We start from the raw sequence: 17,739 nt of genomic DNA on the forward strand, positions 1-17,739 counted from the left end.
CCGCAGACCGGCTACCCGGCATCCCGGGGCTCAACCCGACGCTCAGAAGTAGTCGAGGAGCTGCGCCGGAGGGCCGGCCGCGAGCAGGTCGAGCCCGGCCGGGTCGTCCGGGCCGTGCACCAGCCCGGCCAGCGCGGCGGCCCGGCCGGTGGTCGTGCCGCAGTACAGCTGCGCGAAGCCGCGGACGTCGAGCCGCAGCCCGGCTCCGCGGTCGGTCCGCCGCAGCTCCCCGGCGCCGTCGGCGAGCTCCAGCTCCCAGACCCCGGCGTTCCACGGCGCTGCCGGATCGACCAGCTCGAAGGAGACCCGCCCCCGCACGTGCGCCGGCCACCCGCGGTCGGACACCGCGCGGACGACGTCGACCGGCCGGTGCATCCACGCCGTGGCGGGGCCCGCCTGCGACCGCTCGAGCGGCAGGACGCCGGACACCGCGTCGCCGGCCAGCAGCGGCACCCGGACCGTGCGGGTGACCGTGCGCCAGCCGGCCAGCACACCGACCAGGGCCCGCGCAGCCTCCGGGGTGACCGCGAGCAGGTCGTGCGCGGTCAGCCGGGCCTCGGGGCCGTACCCGGTGCCGCGCTCGTAGACCAGGGCGCCGGTCGGCCGGCCGTCCTGCTCGACCACCGTGACGCCGTCCACCCCCTCCGGCCACGGGACCGGGTGCGGCAGGTCGAAGACCCCTCCCCGCCGGGTGAGCAGCCCGCTGCGCGGCCGGGCGAGCGTCTCGTAGAGCTCGGCGACTCCCGCCAGGTCGGCCGGGTCGCCCGGGCGCACCCGCACCGCCGGGACCGGTGTCGCGGGCAGCGCGGCGGTCTCCAGGTCCGCCCGCTCCAGCGCGCCGACGACCTCCCAGCCGAGCGCGCGGTACACCGCCGAGACGGTCGGGAACAGGGCGCTGACCGCGGCGCCCCGCTCCCGGCCCCGGGCCAGCAGGTCGGCGAGCAGCGCCCGGGCGACGCCGGCGCCGCGGTACTCCGGCAGGACGGCGACCCCGCCGACGTCCGCCGTCGCCACCTCCCGGCCGCCCCACCACTGCCCGTGGCCGGTGTCGGTGGCCTTGCCGACCAGCCGTCCGCGCTCGTCGAAGGCGCCCAGCCGCAGCACCCCGGGCAGCGGGCGCAGCGCCGCCTCCGGCGCCTGGGACGGCCCGCCGAAGGCCACCCGGCCCAGCTCCCACGCCGCGGGCAGCTCGCCGTCGTCGAGCGGACGGACCGTCACCGTCACGCCGCACTCCCGGTCGCCGTCCCCGCCAGGCCGGCCGGGGAGGCCGCCGGACGGCGCAGCAGCGGCGCACCGGCCAGCGCCACGACGGCGGACAGCGCCGCGGCCAGCGCCGGGACGGCGAACGCGGCCTGCGCGCCCCAGCCGTCGACGGCCGCCCCGGCCAGCGCGGAACCGGCGGTGACCCCGAGCGTGAGGCCGGTCGTCGTCCACGACAGCGCCTCGGTGAGCGCCGTCCGCGGCACCCGCGACTCGACCAGCGACGTCCCCGAGACCAGCACGGGGGCGATGGTGAGCCCGGCGACGAAGCCGGCGGCCACCAGCACTCCCAGCGACCCCACGCCCCAGAGCAGCTGGGCGGCGAGGCCGAACGCGGCCGCGGTGGCCAGGAACCGGGCGTTCAGCGTCCCGGGCAGCCGGAGGACGCCGTAGAGCAGCCCGGCCACCAGGCTGCCGAACGCGTAGACGGCCAGCGCCACGCCCGCGAGCGCCGGGGCGCCCTGCGCGTCGGCGAACCCGACCACGACGACGTCCATCGCGCCGAAGACGGCGCCGACGGCGACGTAGGTGACGGCCACGACGACCACGGTCAGGTTGACCGCGGCCCACCGCCGGGCCGGCGCCGCGGCGTCCACCGGGTGGACGGCCGGTTCGGTCGCGCGCTGGCGGGCCAGCCACAAGCCGCCGACCGCGCCGAGCACGATGCCGGTGAGGAAGCCGGCGGGCGGGGCGGCGAGGGTGGCCAGCAGGGTCACCAGCGGCGGGCCGACGACGAAGACGACCTCGTCGACGACGGCCTCGAGGGCGAACGCGGTCTGCCGGCGGTCGGCGTCGGCCAGCGCCGCGGCCCAGCGGGCCCGCACCAGCGAGCCGATGTTGGGACCGCTGGCGCCGACCACCGCGGCCAGCACGAACCAGCTCCACCGCGGCGCCCCGGCGGTCACGGCCGCGACGAAGCCCAAGCCGGAGAGGAGGTAGGAGGTCATCGCCCGGCGCAGGACGACGCCCTGCCCGCGGCGGTCCATCGCCCGCGCCCACTGGGGGCTGGCGACGGAGAAGCTCAGCGCCAGGGTGCCGGAGACCGCGCCGGCCAGGCCGTAGCTGCCGGTCTCGCCGGCGACCAGGAGCACCGCGCCCAGGCCGAGCATCGGGATGGGCAGCCGGGCGACCCAGCCGGCGAAGGAGAACGCTGCCGAGCCCGGCACGGTGAACAGGCGGGCATAGGGGCGCAAGACGGTGCGGGGGGACACGGGACTGTCGCTCTTCCTGGCCGCGGGCGAGTGCGGGTGAGCCCGCCGGTCTCTCGGGTGGCCCGTCGACGGTAGCAACGACGTCGCCGGCGCCGCCGCCGCGTTCTGTTCCCGGCGACCCGCCACCGGCCCGGTCGCCCGCCCGAAGAGCGGCCCGGTCGCCCGCCCGAAGAGCGGCGAGGGGTCGGCTCCCACCACTACATTCGAGAGCGTGACCACGACGAGCCCGCTGCCGGACCCGGTGCTGCGCCGCCCCGACCCGGTCCCCGGCACCGGCGGGCTGGTCGACCGGCACGGCCGGGTGGCGACCGACCTGCGGGTGTCGCTGACCGACCGGTGCAACCTGCGCTGCAGCTACTGCATGCCCCCCGAGGGCCTGGCCTGGCTGCCCAAGGTCGAGGTGCTCACCGACGACGAGGTCACCCGGCTGGTGCGCATCGGCGTGGAGCAGCTCGGCATCCGCGAGGTGCGCTTCACCGGCGGCGAGCCGCTGCTGCGCCCCGGGCTGGTCGGCATCGTGCGGGCCGCCACCGCGTTGCAGCCGCGACCGGAGGTCAGCCTCACCACCAACGCGATCGGCCTGGCCCGGGTCGCCCCCGCGCTGGCCGAGGCCGGGCTGGACCGGATCAACGTCAGCCTCGACACCCTCGACCGCGACCGGTTCAAGCAGCTGGCCCACCGCGACCGGCTGGACGACGTCCTGGCCGGTCTCGCCGCCGCCCAGGCCGCCGGGCTGACCCCGGTCAAGGTCAACGCCGTCCTGCTGCGCGGCATCAACGAGGTCGACGCCGTCCCGCTGCTGGACTTCTGCCTCGAGCGCGGCTACCAACTGCGGTTCATCGAGCAGATGCCGCTCGACGCCCACCACGCCTGGACCCGCGGCGAGATGGTCACCGCCGAGGACATCCTCGAGCGGCTGTCCGCGGCGCACACGCTCACCCCGGACACCGCGGAGCGCGGCTCCGCGCCGGCCGAGCGCTGGCTGGTGGACGGCGGCCCGGCGACCGTCGGCGTCATCGCGTCGGTGACCCGCTCGTTCTGTGGCACCTGCGACCGCACCCGGCTGACCGCCGACGGGCAGGTCCGCAACTGCCTGTTCGCCCGCGAGGAGTCCGACCTGCGCACGTCGATGCGCGAGGGGGCCACCGACGAGGAGCTGGCCGACCGCTGGCGGATCGCCACCCTGGCCAAGCTGCCCGGGCACGGCATCGACGACCCGAGCTTCCTGCAGCCGTCCCGGCCGATGTCGGCGATCGGCGGCTGACGTGAGCCGACGACGAGTGGGCATCGCGGCGAGCTCTGCCAGCGAGGAGCGCAGCGACCACGGGAGCAGACCGGGGAGCGCCGTCCCCGTGGCCGTGACCGTCCGCTTCTTCGCCGGCGCCCGCGCCGCCGCGGGGGTCGACACCGAGACGCGGGACGCGGGCACCCTCGACGAGCTCGTCGCGCAGCTCGTGGCCGCGCACGGCGAGCGGCTGGAGCGGGTGCTGACCGCCTGCTCGTTCCTGGTCGACGGAACGCAGACGCGGGACCGGTCGTCGGTCCTGCAGCCCGGGGCGGTCGTCGACGTGCTGCCCCCGTTCGCCGGAGGTTGATCCCCGTCCGGTGACGGCCCCCCACCATCGCCCGCACTCCCCGTCCCCGTGCCCCCACGACCCGATGAGCGGATGGTCGCTCGTCGGGGTCGGCGCGGCGGCCCTGGAGGACGTCCTCGAGGACCGGTCGGGGAGATCCGCGACGGCGGACACCGGTGACCGGACGCCGCCGGCCGTGCCCGGGCCCGAGAATGGGCGCATGAGCATCTGGGACAGGGCGAAGGCCAGGGCCGAGGAGCTGATCGGCCGCGCCGAGGAGGTCTACGGGGAGTCGCACGGCGACGCCGCGGCGCAGGTGGCCGGCGAGGCCCGGCGTCTGGAGGGCGAGGCCGAGGAGGAGGCCGAGGAGGAGGCCGCCGAGCGCACGGAGGCAGAGCGGCAGGAACCGGAGGGCGGGGCGGCGCTGCACTGAGGTCGCGCACGATCTCGTTCCGTCACCGGCGCGGAGGAGGGACGATCCCCGGCATGGCCCCCTCAGCCGTCGGGGACGTCGTCCCGTGGCAGGACTTCCCGGCCGCGGCCTGCGGGGCGCTGGCCGCCCTGCACGGGCACCTCGGCTGGGACGTGTGGGTGGTGACCCGGGTGGTGGACGACCGGCAGATCGTGCTGCACGCCCATCCACCCCAGATGGTCCGGCCGGGCACCTGGCTGCCGTGGGCGGACACCTTCTGCCGGCACATGATCGCCGGAGACGCCCCGAGGGCGGCCACGGTCACCGCCGCCGTTCCCGCCTACGCCGGGCAGACGACCGGGCCGGGCCCGCGGATCGCGGCCTACATCGGCGTTCCGCTGGTCACCGCGGACGGGGAGGTGTTCGGCACGCTCTGCGGGTTCGGGTTCCGCGCCCGACCGCGCAGCGCCGCCCGCGACCTGCCGTTGGTCGAGATGGTGGCGCGGCTGCTCAGCACCCTGCTGGCCACCGGGATGACCCCTTCCGGGTCGATCGCCGCTCCGGAGCCCTCTACCCCGCGGCCGGACTCTGTGATGACCGAGAGCAACTGAGCCAGAACTTCCAGTGGTGAAACGCATCCTGGCCGGCGCCTGGGTCGGCTCGGCCGCGGCGTGCCGCGGGAGCCTCGTGTACGACCTGGCGAGGACGCGCCACGCTGGAGGGGGCGACGTCCGATGCCGTACCGTCGCCGGCCGCGGATGCAGGGCCGTTCCCACGAGCCCTCCCGGGCCGACCCGTCCCCGAACTCAGATCCGAACTACGGAGAGAAGCTCAGCGATGACTGGATCAGCCGACCGCGCCACCGTCCAGGTCCGGGCCGAGGGGCGGGTGCTGGCCGAGGCGGAGGTCCACCCCACCGACGAGCCGGGCGTCGTGGCCTCGGACATGCACGTCGAGTCCGGGCACCTGCCCATGGGCACCCGCACCCGGCTCGTCGACGCGGTGCTCGAGCACCCGTACGTGGACGAGGCCGAGCGGCTGGTTGCCACGATGCCGATCAGCGACACCGAGATGCTCGACCGCGTGCGCGAGCGCGCCGAGGACGTCGAGACCCGCGCCGCCGGCGCGACCAAGATCGTCCGGGCCCGGCTGGAGCACGGCGCCTGAAAGAGGACCCCCCCCCACGCCTCGGAGCGGGAGAAGGACCCCGGCCCCTTGCAGGGTCCCGCCGCGGCCCCCTGCAGGGTCCCACCGCGAGCCTGCGAGCGGTGGGGGGCAGGGGGTCCTTCTCCGGTGGGGGGCAAGGGGTCCTTGCTCCACCTCGCAAGCTCAGGGCGGGGCCGGGGACGGGGCCGACGAGGGCCCTGCAGGGGGCCGGGGACGCGGGACGGGGCCCTCAGGGGCAGGCGACCCACTCCTCCTCACCGTCGGTGAAGACCTGCCGCTTCCAGACGGGCAGCCGCTCCTTCACCAGGTCGACCAGCTCGGCACAGGCGGCGAACGCCTGACCGCGGTGGGAGGAGCTGACCGCGCAGGCCAGGGCCACGTCGCCGATGCCGAGCAGGCCCACCCGGTGGGAGACCGCGACGGCGTGCACGTCGGGGCGGGCGGCGAACTCCGCCGCCAGCTCCACGAGGACCTGCTGCGCGCTCGGGTGGCCGACGTACTCCAGCTCGGTCACCGACCGGCCGCCGTCGTGGTCGCGGACGACGCCGGCGAAGGAGACCACCGCGCCGGCCGCCTTGTCGGCCACGGCGTCCTCGTGCTCGGCGACCGAGAGGGGTGCGTCGACGACCTGCGCGATCACGGCGCCGACGGTACCCCGCCGGGCGGCACGTCGAGGTCGGTCGGGTCGGCCAGGCCGGTGCAGTCCACCTCGGTGACCGGGTGCGTGGCGAGGTAGCGGCGGGCACCCTCGTCGCCGGTCGCGGTCGCGGCGACGCCGGCCCAGTGGTCGCGGCCCAGCAGCACCGGGTGCCCGCGGACGCCGGCGTAGGTGGCGACCGCCAGCGCGTCCGGCGCGGCGCGGGCGGCGAGCTGCTCCAGGGCGGCCGGCGTCAGCCCGGGCATGTCGACCAGCAGCACGAGCGCGGCGTCGATCGCTCCCCCGCCCCACCGCCCCGCCGCCACGGGCCAGCCCCGCAGCCCGTCGAGGCCGGTGCGCAGCGAGGAGGCCATGCCGCTCTCCCAGTCGGGGTTGGCCAGCACGGTGGCGCCGTCGAGGTCCGCTGTCCGCCAGACGTCGACCGCCCGCGCACCCAGCACGACCAGCACCGGGTCGCACACCGCCCGCGCCGTCCGCACCACCCGCTCGACGAGCAGGCTGCCGCCGTACTCGACCAGCGCCTTGGGCATGCCGTAGCGGCGTCCACCCCCGGCGGCGAGGACCAACCCGGCGACCGTGCTCATGCCGGCCACCTTGGCAGAGAGGCCGACATCTTGATGCACATGGGGCCAGCGGCGCACCATGGAGCGGTGCGGACGACCATCGACCTGCCCGAGGACCTCCACCGGCTGACCACCGCGATTGCCCGCGATGCGGGCACGACCTTGAGCGAGACCGTCACTCGCCTGCTGCGCTCGGCGCTCGACACTCCCGGTCCGAGCCGGGTGAAAACCGACGAAGTGACCGGGTTGCGTGTCCTCTCTCTGGGAGGTGGCCCGGTCACCAGCGAGGACGTGCGGTCGCTGGACGACGAGGAGTGACGCATCTGCTCGACACCAGTGTCCTCATCGCCCTCGGCGATGACCAGCACGTCCACTACGAGACCGTCAGGCACTGGTTGGCCAACAGCTCGCCGTCCTTCGCCACCTGCCCGGTGACGCAGGGAGCGCTGGTCCGGCACGCGCTGCGCCGAGGCGCCAAGGCCAACGAGGCCACCGAGGTGCTGAGCAGCGTGACCTCCGACGAGCGGCACGAGTTCTGGCCGGACGACCTCGGCTACGGCGAGATCGATCTCCGCGGCGTCGTCGGCCACCGGCAGGTGACCGACGCCTACCTCGCCGGGCTCGCCCGGGCCCGGAGCGGCCGGCTGGCCACCCTCGACCGGGCTCTGGCCCTCTTGCACCCGGACGTCGCGCTGCTGATCGAGCCGTGACCATCGGTCACCGCGCGTAGACGGCGACCTCGGACGCCTTGACCGCGGCCCACACCGGCGTCCCAGGAGTCAGGCCCAGCTCGGCGACGGCGGTCGCGGTGACGTCGGCCACCAGCGGCACCTCCCCGTCCAGCTCGCAGCGCACCGTCGACCCGTGCGGGGTGGCCGAGACCAGCCGGGCCGGCCAGACGTTGCGCGGGCTGCCGTGCGGGGGGTCCAGGTAGAGCGCGACCGACTCGGGGCGGACGGCGACGAACACCGGCCCCGCGGTCTCCTCGGCGACTGCGACGGCGCCCCCGCCGTCCAGCCGGACGACAGGACCGTCGCCGGTGCCGGGCAGCAGGGCCAGCCCGACCAGCCGGGCGACGTAGTCGGTGCGCGGGTGGCGGCTGACGTCGGCCGGCGTCCCGGCCTGCACCACCCGGCCCTCCTCCACGACGACGACGCGGCCGGCCAGCGCCAGCGCGTCGACCGGGTCGTGGGTGACCAGCACGGTGCTGCCGGCGTACTCGGCCAGGTGCCGGCGCAGCTCGGCGCGGACGGTGAGCCGGGTGCGGGCGTCCAGCGCGGAGAGCGGCTCGTCGAGCAGCAGCAGCGCCGGCTCCCCCACCAGGGCGCGGGCCAGCGCCGCCCGCTGCGCCTGCCCGCCGGAGAGCTGGCCGGGCCGCCGGTCCCCGAGCTCGGCGAGGCCCACCCGGGCCAGCCAGTCCCGGGCTGCCGCGCGGGCGGGCGCCTTGCGCACCCCGCGGGTGCGCAGGCCGAAGGCGACGTTGTCGGCGACCGACAGGTGCGGGAACAGCAGGTGGTCCTGGAACACCATGCCGAGGCGGCGCTCGTGCGCGGGCACGTGCACCCCGGCGGCGACGTCGTCCCAGACGTCGTGCTCCCCACCGGCCCGCCCCACGGCGACCCGGCCGCCGTCGGGGAGCAGCAGCCCGGCAAGCACCCGCAGCAGCGTGGACTTGCCCGCGCCGTTCGGGCCGAGGACGGCGAGCACCTCCCCGTCGGCCACCTCGACGTCGAGCTCGACGGTCAGCGCGCCGCGCGCCACGGTGACGTCGGCGCAGAGCGTCACGTGACCGCCCGGGACAGCCAGCGGTCGCGCGGGAGTCCTCGCACGGCCAGGGAACTCACGCCGCGGCTCCCGAGCGGGTGAGCCAGCGGTCGCGGAGCAACAACAGCGTGGCCAGCGAGACGACCAGCAGCACCAGGGACAGGACGATCGCCGCCTCCGGGTCGCTCTGCAGCGCCAGGTAGACCGCCAGCGGCATCGTCTGCGTCGTCCCCGGGAAGTTGCCGGCGAAGGTGATGGTGGCGCCGAACTCGCCGAGCGCCCGGGCCCAGCACAGCACCGCGCCGGCGGCGATGCCGGGGGCCACCAGCGGCAGGGTGACCCGGCGGAAGGTGGTCCACCGGTCGGCGCCCAGGGTGGCGGCGGCGTCCTCGAACCGGGCGTCGGCGGCACGCAGCGCCCCCTCGACGCTGATCACCAGGAACGGCATGGCCACGAAGGTCTCGGCGATGACGACGGCCAGCGTGGTGAACGGGATGGTGACGCCCGTCGTCTCGAACAGCCAACGCCCGACGATGCCCTGCCGGCCGAGCACGAGGAACAGCGCGACCCCGCCGACCACCGGCGGCAGCACCAGGGGCACGGTCACCAGCGCGCGCAGCACCGACCGCCCGCGCGTGCGCGTGCGGGCGAGCACCCACGCGATCGGTACGCCGAGGACCAGCGAGGCGGTGGTGGCCAGGGTGGCGCTGAGCAGGGAGAGCCTCAGCGCCTGGCCGACGCCGGGCTCGGCGAGCCGCGCGCCGAGGTCCGACCAGGGCGCGCGGACCACCAGCCCGAGCAGCGGCAGCACGAGGAAGAGCGTGCCGATCGCCGCGGGGACGAGCAGCGGCAGCGGGACGCCGCTCCCGCCGGGACGCCTCACGAGGTGGGTGCGCGGAAGCCGGCGTCCTCCAGCGCCTGCTGCCCCTCATCGGAGTCCACCAGGTCGACGAAGGCCTGGGCCGCGTCGGGGTTCGGCGCCGCCTCCAGCGTGCAGATCGGGTACTGGTTGACCGCCTGCTCCGCCTCGGGGAACTCGATGCCCTCGACGTCGCCGCTGGCCGCCTGGACGTCGGTGGCGTAGACCAGCGCGGCGTCCACCTCGCCCAGCTGCACCTTGGTCAGCGCGGCCTTGACGTCCTCCTCCTGCGTGTCGGGCTGCGCGTCGATCCCGGCCGCTTGGAAGACCTCCTGCGCCGCGGCGCCGCACGGCACGTCGGGCGCGCAGACGGCGAGGGTCAGGTCGGGGTCGGCGAAGTCGGCCAGGCCGGTCACGTGCGCCGGGTTGCCCTTCGGGACGGCGATCTCCAGGACGTTCTCGGTGAAGACCGTCGGGTCGGCGGCCTGCAGCCCGGCGTCGGTGACCACCTCCATCTGCGCCTCGTTGGCGCTGGCGAAGACGTCCGCGGGCGCCCCCTGGGTCAGCTGCGTCGCCAACTGGGAGCTCCCGGCGAAGTTGAACTGCACGTCGAGGCCGGGGTGGTCGGCCTCCAGCCGGTCGCCGAGGTCGGTGAAGACGTCGGTCAGCGAGGCGGCGGCGAAGACGGTGAGCGTGCCGGTCAGGTCCTCCCCTGAGGACGACGCCGCCGACGACGCCGCCGCTGACGAGGCGCTCGACGCCGCGTCGCCGGCCGACGTCCCGCCGCAGGCGGTCAGGGCCAGCACCGCAGCGACCGACAGCGCCAGCCGAACCCGCCTGGACATGGGACCTCCCGCTCGCCCGGACCGGCCCGGATGACGATCCGCGACTGCGGGACAGTAGCCCATGGCTCTGCGCGTCTGCGCACTCGGGTCGCCCTCGGTCTCCGAAGGTGCGTAGGCTACCGGACCAGCCCTGACCCGAGGAGGACCCGTGCGCCTGTCCACCCGCAACCAGCTCACCGGCACCGTCACCGCGATCAACCCCGGGTCGGTGATGGCCACGGTGAAGGTCGACGTGTCCGGCCAGGAGGTCACCGCGGCGGTGACCCGGGAGGCGGTGGAGGACCTGGGGATCGGCGTCGGCGACCCGGTGGTCGTCCTGGTCAAGTCGACCGAGGTCATGCTCGCCGTCGAGGACTGAACAAGGACCCCCCTGCCCCCGCCACTCGTGGCCCCCTCCCGGGCACCGCCGCGAGCGTGCGAGCGGTGGGGAGGAGGGGGTCCTTCCACCTGCAGGAGGGCCGCCGGGACGGGGCCGGCGGTGCCCGGGAGGGGGCCGCTCCCGCTTGTCGGCGCTCGCTGCAATGCCCCTGCGGTCAGCCGACGTCGACGCTGACCTGGGTCGCCTTCACGGTGGCGACGGCCCGGACGCCGACGTCCAGACCGAGCTCGTCGGCCGCCTCGCGGGACATCAGCGAGACCACCCGGAACGGGCCGGCCTGGATCTCCACCTGGGCCATCACCGTGTCGCGCAGGACGCGGGTGACGATCCCGGTCAGCCGGTTGCGGGCCGACGAGTGCCGGGTCGTGCCGGGTTCCGGGGCCTCGTGCAGGCGGGTGGCCAACCGGGCGAGGTCGGCGCCGTCGACCTGCGCCGGGCCGCCGGCGCGGTGGGCGGGCAGCCGACCGCTGTCGATCCAGCGGCGCACCGTGTCGTCGCTCACGCCGAGCAGCTCGGCGGCCTCGGCGATCCGGTAGCTGGTCGTCACCGGAGCAGGCTAAGGCGCTCCCCAGGGAGGCCGAGCCGTCACCACGCTGCCGACAGCGGGCCGTCGGGCACCCGGCCGGAGCTCCTCGGCGCACGGCAGCCCTCCCTCGGCCGGGGCGCGGGCGGGCCGATCGCCGACGGACCGCGCGCCCCGGGGTGTAGGACGCCGGGCCTGGGGCAGGGTGGCGGAGCATCCGGCGCGTGCGGCCGTCGGGGACAGGAGGCGCGACGAGCATGCGCCGGTGGCGCGGTCCGCTGATCGTCTCGGTGGTGTACCTGGGGCTCTGGCTGGGCCTGGACGCCATCGCCAGCGTGTTCCAGGCCCGGCAGGGGGTGTCGCTGTGGTACCCCCCGACCGGGCTGAGCTTCGTCCTGCTCCTCGTGTGCGGGCTGCGCTACGCCCCGCTGCTCCTGCTGACCGAGCCGCTGAACGCACTGGTGCGGGGACGTCCGGACGTGAGCTGGCTCGGCGAGTGGCTCAGCAGCACGCTGGGCACCGCCGTCTACACGACCGTGGCCTGGCTGCTGCTGCGCCGGCTGCGGATCGACCCCCGGCTGCCCGGTCAGCGCGACGTCGCCTGGTTCCTGGGGCTGGCCGCCGTCGCGGGGCCGCTCGTCGTCGCCGTCGGGCAGGTCCTGCAGTACACCGTCGGAGGGCTGCTGACCTGGGGCGAGTTCTTCCGGGGCGTCCTCGGCTTCTGGTCCGGCCGCGCCACCGGCGTCGGGGTGCTGGCGCCGGCCCTGCTCATCGCCAGCCGGCGGCTGCCCGCGCTCTGGCGCGACCGGCCCCCGCTGCCCGGCCCTCCCCGCGTCGGCGGTCGGCGGACGGCGCAGGGCGCCGCCTGGCCGGACCGCCTCCGGCCGCGGTGGCTGGGCCGGCTGGTCGACCGGCTGCACGACGGCCGGCTCGAGCTGGTCGGCCAGGCCGCGCTGCTGCTCACCACGGTGTACCTCGCCTACGGCGAGCTCGACGTCAGCGGACTGGACCTGGCCTACCTGGTGTACGTCCCGCTCATCTGGATCGCCGTCCGCGGCGGGTTGCCCCGGACGGCGTTCGCCGTCCTGGTCGCGAACGCCCTCGCCGTGACCCTGGTCGGGCGGGACGTCGTGGAGAGCCCGCTGCGCCTGCAGCTCGGCCTGGTGACCCTCACCCTGGCCGGGCTGACCCTCGGCGCGCTGGTCACCGGCCGGCAGGCCAACATCGCGGCCGCCGAGCACGCGGCGGTCCACGACTCGCTGACCGGGCTGGCCAACCGGGTCCTGCTGATGGACCGCGTGGCCGCCGCGGCGCACCGGGCCGAGCGCACCCCCGAGGCCCGGTTCGCGGTCCTCTACTGCGACCTGGACGGGTTCAAGGGGGTCAACGACCTGCTCGGGCACGACGCCGGGGACGAGCTGCTCGTCGCGGTCGCGCGCCGGCTCGAGGAGGCGGTGCGGCCCGGGGACCTGGTCAGCCGGCTCGGCGGCGACGAGCTGGCCGTCCTGCTCGACGGCGTGACCGGCGTCGAGGAGGCGGCCGGGGTGGCCGAGCGGCTGCTCGCGGCGCTGGCCGAGCCGTACGCGCTCGACGGTCGGGAGGTCGTCGTCACGGTGAGCATCGGGGTGGCGGTCGCCGACGCCGAGGGCCTGGCCGGGCCGCAGCTGCGCGGGGAGCGGGAGGACCCGGTCGGGTCCCGGGAGGACGGGCACGCCGAGGAGGTGCTCCGGGCCGCAGACCTGGCGTTGCAGCGGGCCAAGGCGACCGGCGGGCACCGCTACGAGCTGTTCAACGAACCGCTGCGCCGGCAGGCCCGGGACCGGCTGGGGCTGCGCGCCGCGCTGCGCCGGGCGGTCGGGGCCGGCGCGGTGACCGTCGTCTACCAGCCGATCGTGCGGGTGGCCGACGGCCGGCTCGTGGTCGTGGAGGCGCTCGCCCGGTGGCGCGACGGGCAGCGGGGGGAGGTCCCGGCGGCGGAGTTCATCGCCGCAGCCGAGGAGACCGGGCTGATCCACGAGCTCGGCATGCAGGTGCTCGAGCAGGCCTGCACCCAGGCCGCGCAGTGGCGACGGCTCTTCGGTCCCGTCGCCGCCCCGCGCGTGGCGGTCAACGTCTCCACGCGGCAGCTGCTGCCCGCCGACTTCCCCGCCCGGGTGCTGGCGCTGCTCGACCGGGTCGGGTTGCCCCCGGACGCCCTCGAGCTGGAGATGACCGAGTCCTGCGCCATGGAGCCGGGGGCGCGGGCGGCGCTGCAGCGCTTCACCGCCGCGGGCGTCACGCTGGCCGTGGACGACTTCGGCACCGGCTACTCCAGCTTCGCGGCGCTGCGCGAGCGGACGCCGCAGGCCTTCAAGCTCGACCGTTCCTTCGTCGCCCGGCTGCCCGACGACCGCCCGACCGACGCGATCGTCTCCGCCGTGCTCGCCCTCGCCGAGCACCTCGGCGCCACCGTCACCGCCGAGGGCGTGGAGACCGAGGAGCAGCTGCAGCGCCTGCGGGAGCTGGGCTGCGCGCAGGCCCAGGGCTTCCTGCTGGGCCACCCGGCGGCCGCCGAGCAGATCGAGCGGGAGTGGCTGCGCCGTCCGAGGTGAGCCGCCCGACGACTGCGGCTGGCGTCGTCGAGCTGTCAGGGCGTACTGCTCGGCCTGCTCGAGGACGAGCTCGACGGCGGTGTCCTCCACGTCGGGCGGGTATCAGCTGCAGGTTCGGTCCAGTCGGACACCATGAGCTGCTCCCGGGGTTGCTCTGCCGCAACCACACCGCACCGAGGGTCGCTCCAGGCTTCGGGGGCAGCGCCATGAACTCCGTCGAGGCCACAGCAGCTCCGCCTTCCTCGGGGCGTGTTCGACTCGATCCTGGTGTCGTGTACCGACGACGATCGCGACGCGGCCGCGGGCCTGTGGACGGCCCACCGCCGTCCACAGGGGGTCGCCGGTCGGCGTCGGAGCAGTGGGAGAGCATCCCCGACATGACCTCCACGACCGCGGACGACGCCTGGCTCCGCGAACTGCTGCTCCAGGGCGACTGGCATCCCGACGGCGACGATGCGGACGGGATGGCCGCCGTCCTGGCTGCACGCGACCCTGGGGTGGACGGCTCCGGCGGCGCGACCCGCGCACTGCTGTCCGCCCTCGCCGACGCCTGGGAGCGGGGCTGGCAGCCGGCCGACGTCGCGCACGCCGTCCACCGCCAGGGGACCGCCCGGGCGGCCCGGCTGGTCGTCGCCCTGATCGCCGAGGACGCCCGCGTCACCGACGCCGCATCCCGCGCGCCCGAGGTCTGGGTCGACCAGCTGCGCGACCTGGGCGCGCTGACCGCCGGCGCCGCCACGGTCGTCGCGTCCTGGCACCGGGCCGGGGGACGGCCGGTCGGAGAGGCGTGGCGCGAGGTCCTGACGCTGGCCACGATGCTGCGCACGCTGCCGCGGATCGACCGGCTGGTCCCGCCGCCGTCCCGTTGGCGTGCCGGTCCCTCCCGCGAGCAGGCCGTCTCCGCAGACGACGGCGCGCGGGCGCTCCGCCGCATCCGCGCACTGCTGGTCAAGGCCGAGTCGACGGAGTTCCCCGACGAGGCCGAGGCGCTGACCGCCAAGGCGCAGGAGTTGATGACCCGCCACGCCGTCGACGTGGCGCTGCTGGACCTCGGCGGCGGCGCCCCGGGACGCGCGGGCGTGGACACCCGGCGGGTGCACGTCGACGACCCGTACGTGTGGGCCAAGGTGCAGCTGTTGGGTGCGGTCGCCGACGCCAACGGCGTCCGGCTGGTCTGGTACCAGAGCCTGGGCATCGCCAACCTGGTGGGCGTGGCCGCCGACCTCGACGCGGTCGAGCTGCTGTTCACCTCGCTGCTGCTCCAGGTCGGCCGGGCCCTCGGTGCGGCCGAGCGCGCGGCCGGACGGCGCTCGGCCTCCCGCGCGTTCCGCCGCGCCTTCCTGCTGGGCTACGCGGTCCGCATCGGCGAGCGGCTGCGCAGCGCCCGGGAGCAGGCCACCGCGACGGCCGCGGCGGAGCGGGGCGTCGACCTCCTGCCCGTCCTGCGCTCCCGGCAGGAGGCGGTGGACGACGTCTTCACCGAGCTGTTCCCCCGGGTCCGCAGCACCCGCAGCCGCTCGTCGATGGACGCCGGCGGCTACTGGGCCGGCCGCGCGGCCGCCGAGTCCGCCGACGTCGGGTCGCGACGCTCGCGCCTGCGCTGACCGGTCGCCCGGAGGCCGGCGTTCCCGCGAGGACGCCGGCCTCGGGGCGCCGCGGCCCGTTCCCGCGGAGACGTCTCCGCGGGAGCGCCTCACTCGGATGCGCCGAGTACCCCGGGGCGTCGCGACCGGCCCGGCGCGTATCTGCGCGGGAGCGCACCGACCGAGGGGACGTCGTGGTGGGCAGCATGACCGTCCACCGTGCGCCACGGCTACGACGGCGAACACCCGTGATCAGCGGCTTCTGTCAGCAGGCAGTCCTACTCTTCGAACACCTGATCGAGGAGGAGTGCCGTGCCCGACCCCACCACCGCGTCCCATCTCTCGGGGAGCCCGTTGCCCGAGCTGGCCCGAGCGATAACCGCCGGCGCGGTCCGGCTGGCCGCCGCCACCGCCGCCTGGCTGCGGTTGGTCGCCGAGTTCGACGAACGCGGCGGCTGGGAGGGCTGGGATATCAGGTCCTGCGGGCACTGGCTCTCCTGGCAGTGCGGGCTCGCGCCGGGCGCTGCACGCGAGCACGTCCGCGTGGCCCGCGCCCCGCGCACCCTGCCCCACACCGAGGCGGCGTTCGCGGACGGACGGCTGTCCTACTCCAAGGTCCGGGCCCTGACCCGGATCGCCGAACCCGACACCGAGCAGTCGCTGCTGGACCTCGCCGTCGAGACAACCGCCGCCCAACTGGAACGCTTCGTCCGCTCCTGGCGCCGCGCCGACGCCGGCGACGACGACCCGTCGGACCGGCCCGAGGCCAGGGAGTCCTTCGAGTACTGGTGGGACGACGACGGGATGCTCAACGCGAACCTGCGGATGCGACCCGAGCCGGGTGCCGACCTGATCGCCGCCATCGAGTCGGTCGCCGAACGCGAGGCCCGCCGCGAACGCGCCCAGAACGAGAAGGCCCGCGCCGCCCGCCCACCCCGAGGCGCCGGCCAGGACGGCGGAGCCGACTGGCGGGAGGAGCAGGAGCTCGACCGCCGCTGCGCCGACGACGAGGAGCTGGCCGGGCTCGCCCGCGAGCGCACCACCGCCCGCCGGTTGGACGCGCTCGCCTCGTTGGCCCGGGCCCGCGTCGACCTGGACCGCCGCCCCGGCGACCCGCCGCGCCGCGACGTCGTGATCCACGTCGACACCGACGTCCTCGCCGACGACGCTTCCGCCGGCCAGGCCTACGTCGAGGGCGGCCCCGCGCTGACGCCGGCCCAGGCTCGGCGGGTGCTGTGCGACGCCACCGTGGTCACCATGCTGGAACGGGGCCGGGAACCCCTCGCCCTCGGCCGCAAGCGGCGCCGCGCCAGCAAGGCCCAACTCCGGGCACTGCTGCGCCGCGACGGCGGCTGCGCCCGCCCCGGCTGCCCGGAGACCCGCATCGAGCGCCTGCACGCCCACCACGTGCGTCACTGGCTCTTTGGCGGCCGCACGGACCTCGACAACCTCGTCCTGCTCTGCGACGCCGACCACGGCCTGGTCCACGACCTCGACCTGGTGATGAGCCGCCTCGAGGGGAGGCTGGTGGTCACCGCGCCCGACGGTCGCCACGTCTGGGGCACCGCCGATGCCGCCTTCACCACCGGCTTGGCCGGCCTCGACGCTCGACCGGACGCCCACGACGACCCTCACGACGACCAACCGCGCGTGACCACTGCCGACCCGTACACCGGCGTCCACCCGATCGACACCGCGTTCGGCCGCCGTCCCGCCACGTCGTCGGCAACGACACCGGCACGGGCGGACGACGTCCCCCGTTCCCGCCGCGGCTCCGCACGCCCCCGACGTGCAGCGACGGCAGTGCCAGGAGGGCGACCCGCAGCCCGGCCCCATGCCGCTCCGACACACCCCGGCTCCTCAGGCCCCCGAGGTAGTCGCCGCACCGGTCGCGGCCCCAGCCGGACCCTGCGACCGGCCCCGGTCGAACGATCGGTGACCGCCGAGGAGATGGTCACCGCGCTGGGGAGGACGCTGTTCCCGTCCGGTGAGCCACCGCTCCCCGAGTCGATGCCCGTCAACGGTGAGCGGATGGACCTGCGTTACGCCGTGGGGGTCCTCATGGGTCATCGCGACCTCGTCCGCCGCCTCGCCGCCGAGGCCGGTGTCACCCTGCAGCCCGGCGTCGCCCTGCAGCCCGGCGTCGCCCTGCAGCCCGGCGTCACCCTGCAGCCCGGCGTCACCCTGCAGCCCTGAGCGGCCGAGCGTGCCGACAGCGCGACCGCGCGTTCCCGCGGGAACGCGTCGGTTGGCAGGGGTGGCGATGCCGACCCGCCCGCCCCTACCCATCGGTCGGCCGGCCTCCTCGGCCGACCTCCTCGGCCGACCGACGGGCGTGCCGGTCGCGATG

At 76.0% G+C, this 17,739-nt stretch carries 19 protein-coding genes; 11 read left to right on the plus strand and 8 right to left on the minus strand.

Going from position 1 to position 17,739, the window contains the following annotated elements; genetic code table 11:
- Positions 1-42: 42 nt before the first annotated feature.
- On the minus strand, positions 43-1,224 hold the full coding sequence (gene eis, locus DQ238_RS19395; RefSeq protein ID WP_113782882.1) for an enhanced intracellular survival protein Eis: 1,182 nt from the start codon (positions 1,222-1,224) through the stop codon (positions 43-45).
- Entirely contained in the window at positions 1,221-2,471 is a 1,251-nt protein-coding gene (locus DQ238_RS19400) for an MFS transporter (RefSeq protein ID WP_113782883.1), read from the minus strand. The genes eis and DQ238_RS19400 overlap by 4 nt, the downstream gene beginning before the upstream one ends.
- A 211-nt stretch (positions 2,472-2,682) precedes the next feature.
- Here DQ238_RS19400 and moaA point away from each other — a divergent pair, with 211 nt between their 5' ends.
- The 5 genes from moaA (at position 2,683) to DQ238_RS19425 (ending at position 5,624) form a co-directional block, all read left to right on the plus strand.
- The gene (moaA, locus tag DQ238_RS19405) at positions 2,683-3,735 is read left to right on the plus strand and encodes a GTP 3',8-cyclase MoaA (RefSeq protein WP_199506460.1); all 1,053 of its coding nucleotides are present in this window, start codon (positions 2,683-2,685) and stop codon (positions 3,733-3,735) included.
- Positions 3,736-3,823: 88 nt separating this feature from the next.
- Positions 3,824-4,066 carry a MoaD/ThiS family protein gene (locus tag DQ238_RS19410; RefSeq protein WP_113782918.1) on the plus strand — a complete coding sequence of 81 codons (243 nt, stop codon included), beginning with the start codon at positions 3,824-3,826 and terminating at the stop codon, positions 4,064-4,066.
- Between the two features lie 199 nt (positions 4,067-4,265).
- Positions 4,266-4,478 (plus strand): hypothetical protein, encoded by a 213-nt coding sequence (locus DQ238_RS19415; protein WP_113782919.1) that lies wholly within the window; start codon positions 4,266-4,268, stop codon positions 4,476-4,478.
- A 53-nt stretch (positions 4,479-4,531) separates the two neighbouring features.
- A complete protein-coding gene (locus DQ238_RS19420; RefSeq protein ID WP_233496117.1) occupies positions 4,532-5,068 on the plus strand; it encodes a GAF domain-containing protein in 537 nt (178 codons plus the stop codon).
- A 226-nt stretch (positions 5,069-5,294) separates the two neighbouring features.
- Entirely contained in the window at positions 5,295-5,624 is a 330-nt protein-coding gene (locus DQ238_RS19425) for a hypothetical protein (protein ID WP_113782884.1), read from the plus strand.
- Between the two features lie 229 nt (positions 5,625-5,853).
- Here DQ238_RS19425 and DQ238_RS19430 read toward each other — a convergent pair whose 3' ends face one another.
- Positions 5,854-6,264, minus strand: a complete 411-nt coding sequence (locus DQ238_RS19430; RefSeq protein WP_113782885.1) for a molybdenum cofactor biosynthesis protein MoaE — start codon at positions 6,262-6,264, stop codon at positions 5,854-5,856.
- Positions 6,261-6,866, minus strand: a complete 606-nt coding sequence (locus DQ238_RS19435; RefSeq protein WP_113782886.1) for an NTP transferase domain-containing protein — start codon at positions 6,864-6,866, stop codon at positions 6,261-6,263. Before DQ238_RS19435 ends, DQ238_RS19430 begins: the two co-directional genes overlap by 4 nt.
- A gap of 66 nt (positions 6,867-6,932) precedes the next feature.
- Here DQ238_RS19435 and DQ238_RS19440 point away from each other — a divergent pair, with 66 nt between their 5' ends.
- Complete coding sequence (locus tag DQ238_RS19440) at positions 6,933-7,163, plus strand: antitoxin (RefSeq protein ID WP_113782887.1); 231 nt, start codon at positions 6,933-6,935, stop codon at positions 7,161-7,163.
- Positions 7,160-7,555 carry a TA system VapC family ribonuclease toxin gene (locus DQ238_RS19445; RefSeq protein WP_113782888.1) on the plus strand — a complete coding sequence of 132 codons (396 nt, stop codon included), beginning with the start codon at positions 7,160-7,162 and terminating at the stop codon, positions 7,553-7,555. The genes DQ238_RS19440 and DQ238_RS19445 overlap by 4 nt, the downstream gene beginning before the upstream one ends.
- A gap of 7 nt (positions 7,556-7,562) precedes the next feature.
- Here the strand turns inward: DQ238_RS19445 and DQ238_RS19450 are convergent, their stop codons facing one another.
- From DQ238_RS19450 to modA, 3 genes are read right to left on the minus strand one after another with little or no spacing between them, the layout of a single operon-like run.
- A complete protein-coding gene (locus DQ238_RS19450; RefSeq protein WP_113782889.1) occupies positions 7,563-8,630 on the minus strand; it encodes an ABC transporter ATP-binding protein in 1,068 nt (355 codons plus the stop codon).
- A gap of 55 nt (positions 8,631-8,685) precedes the next feature.
- Positions 8,686-9,492, minus strand: a complete 807-nt coding sequence (locus DQ238_RS19455; protein ID WP_113782890.1) for an ABC transporter permease — start codon at positions 9,490-9,492, stop codon at positions 8,686-8,688.
- Positions 9,489-10,313: a molybdate ABC transporter substrate-binding protein gene (modA, locus tag DQ238_RS19460; RefSeq protein WP_113782891.1), complete on the minus strand. Its 825-nt coding sequence runs from the start codon at positions 10,311-10,313 to the stop codon at positions 9,489-9,491. The genes DQ238_RS19455 and modA overlap by 4 nt, the downstream gene beginning before the upstream one ends.
- A gap of 148 nt (positions 10,314-10,461) precedes the next feature.
- On the opposite strand from modA, the gene DQ238_RS19465 reads away from it, so the two are divergent.
- Entirely contained in the window at positions 10,462-10,671 is a 210-nt protein-coding gene (locus DQ238_RS19465; protein ID WP_113782892.1) for a molybdopterin-binding protein, read from the plus strand.
- A gap of 175 nt (positions 10,672-10,846) precedes the next feature.
- Here the strand turns inward: DQ238_RS19465 and DQ238_RS19470 are convergent, their stop codons facing one another.
- Positions 10,847-11,239, minus strand: coding sequence for a molybdopterin-binding protein (locus DQ238_RS19470; RefSeq protein ID WP_113782893.1), 393 nt, complete (start codon positions 11,237-11,239; stop codon positions 10,847-10,849).
- Positions 11,240-11,472: 233 nt separating this feature from the next.
- Between DQ238_RS19470 and DQ238_RS19475 the strand changes: the two genes are divergently transcribed.
- From DQ238_RS19475 to DQ238_RS19485, 3 genes are all read left to right on the plus strand, one after another.
- Positions 11,473-13,806, plus strand: coding sequence for a bifunctional diguanylate cyclase/phosphodiesterase (locus DQ238_RS19475; protein WP_113782894.1), 2,334 nt, complete (start codon positions 11,473-11,475; stop codon positions 13,804-13,806).
- Positions 13,807-14,183: 377 nt separating this feature from the next.
- The gene (locus DQ238_RS19480) at positions 14,184-15,410 is read left to right on the plus strand and encodes a DUF2786 domain-containing protein (RefSeq protein WP_199506461.1); all 1,227 of its coding nucleotides are present in this window, start codon (positions 14,184-14,186) and stop codon (positions 15,408-15,410) included.
- Between the two features lie 291 nt (positions 15,411-15,701).
- Positions 15,702-17,585 (plus strand): HNH endonuclease signature motif containing protein, encoded by a 1,884-nt coding sequence (locus DQ238_RS19485; protein WP_113782895.1) that lies wholly within the window; start codon positions 15,702-15,704, stop codon positions 17,583-17,585.
- Positions 17,586-17,739 lie beyond the last annotated feature (154 nt).

Origin of the sequence: Geodermatophilus sp. TF02-6, assembly GCF_003319115.1 — a bacterium.
Lineage (GTDB): Bacteria > Actinomycetota > Actinomycetes > Mycobacteriales > Geodermatophilaceae > Geodermatophilus.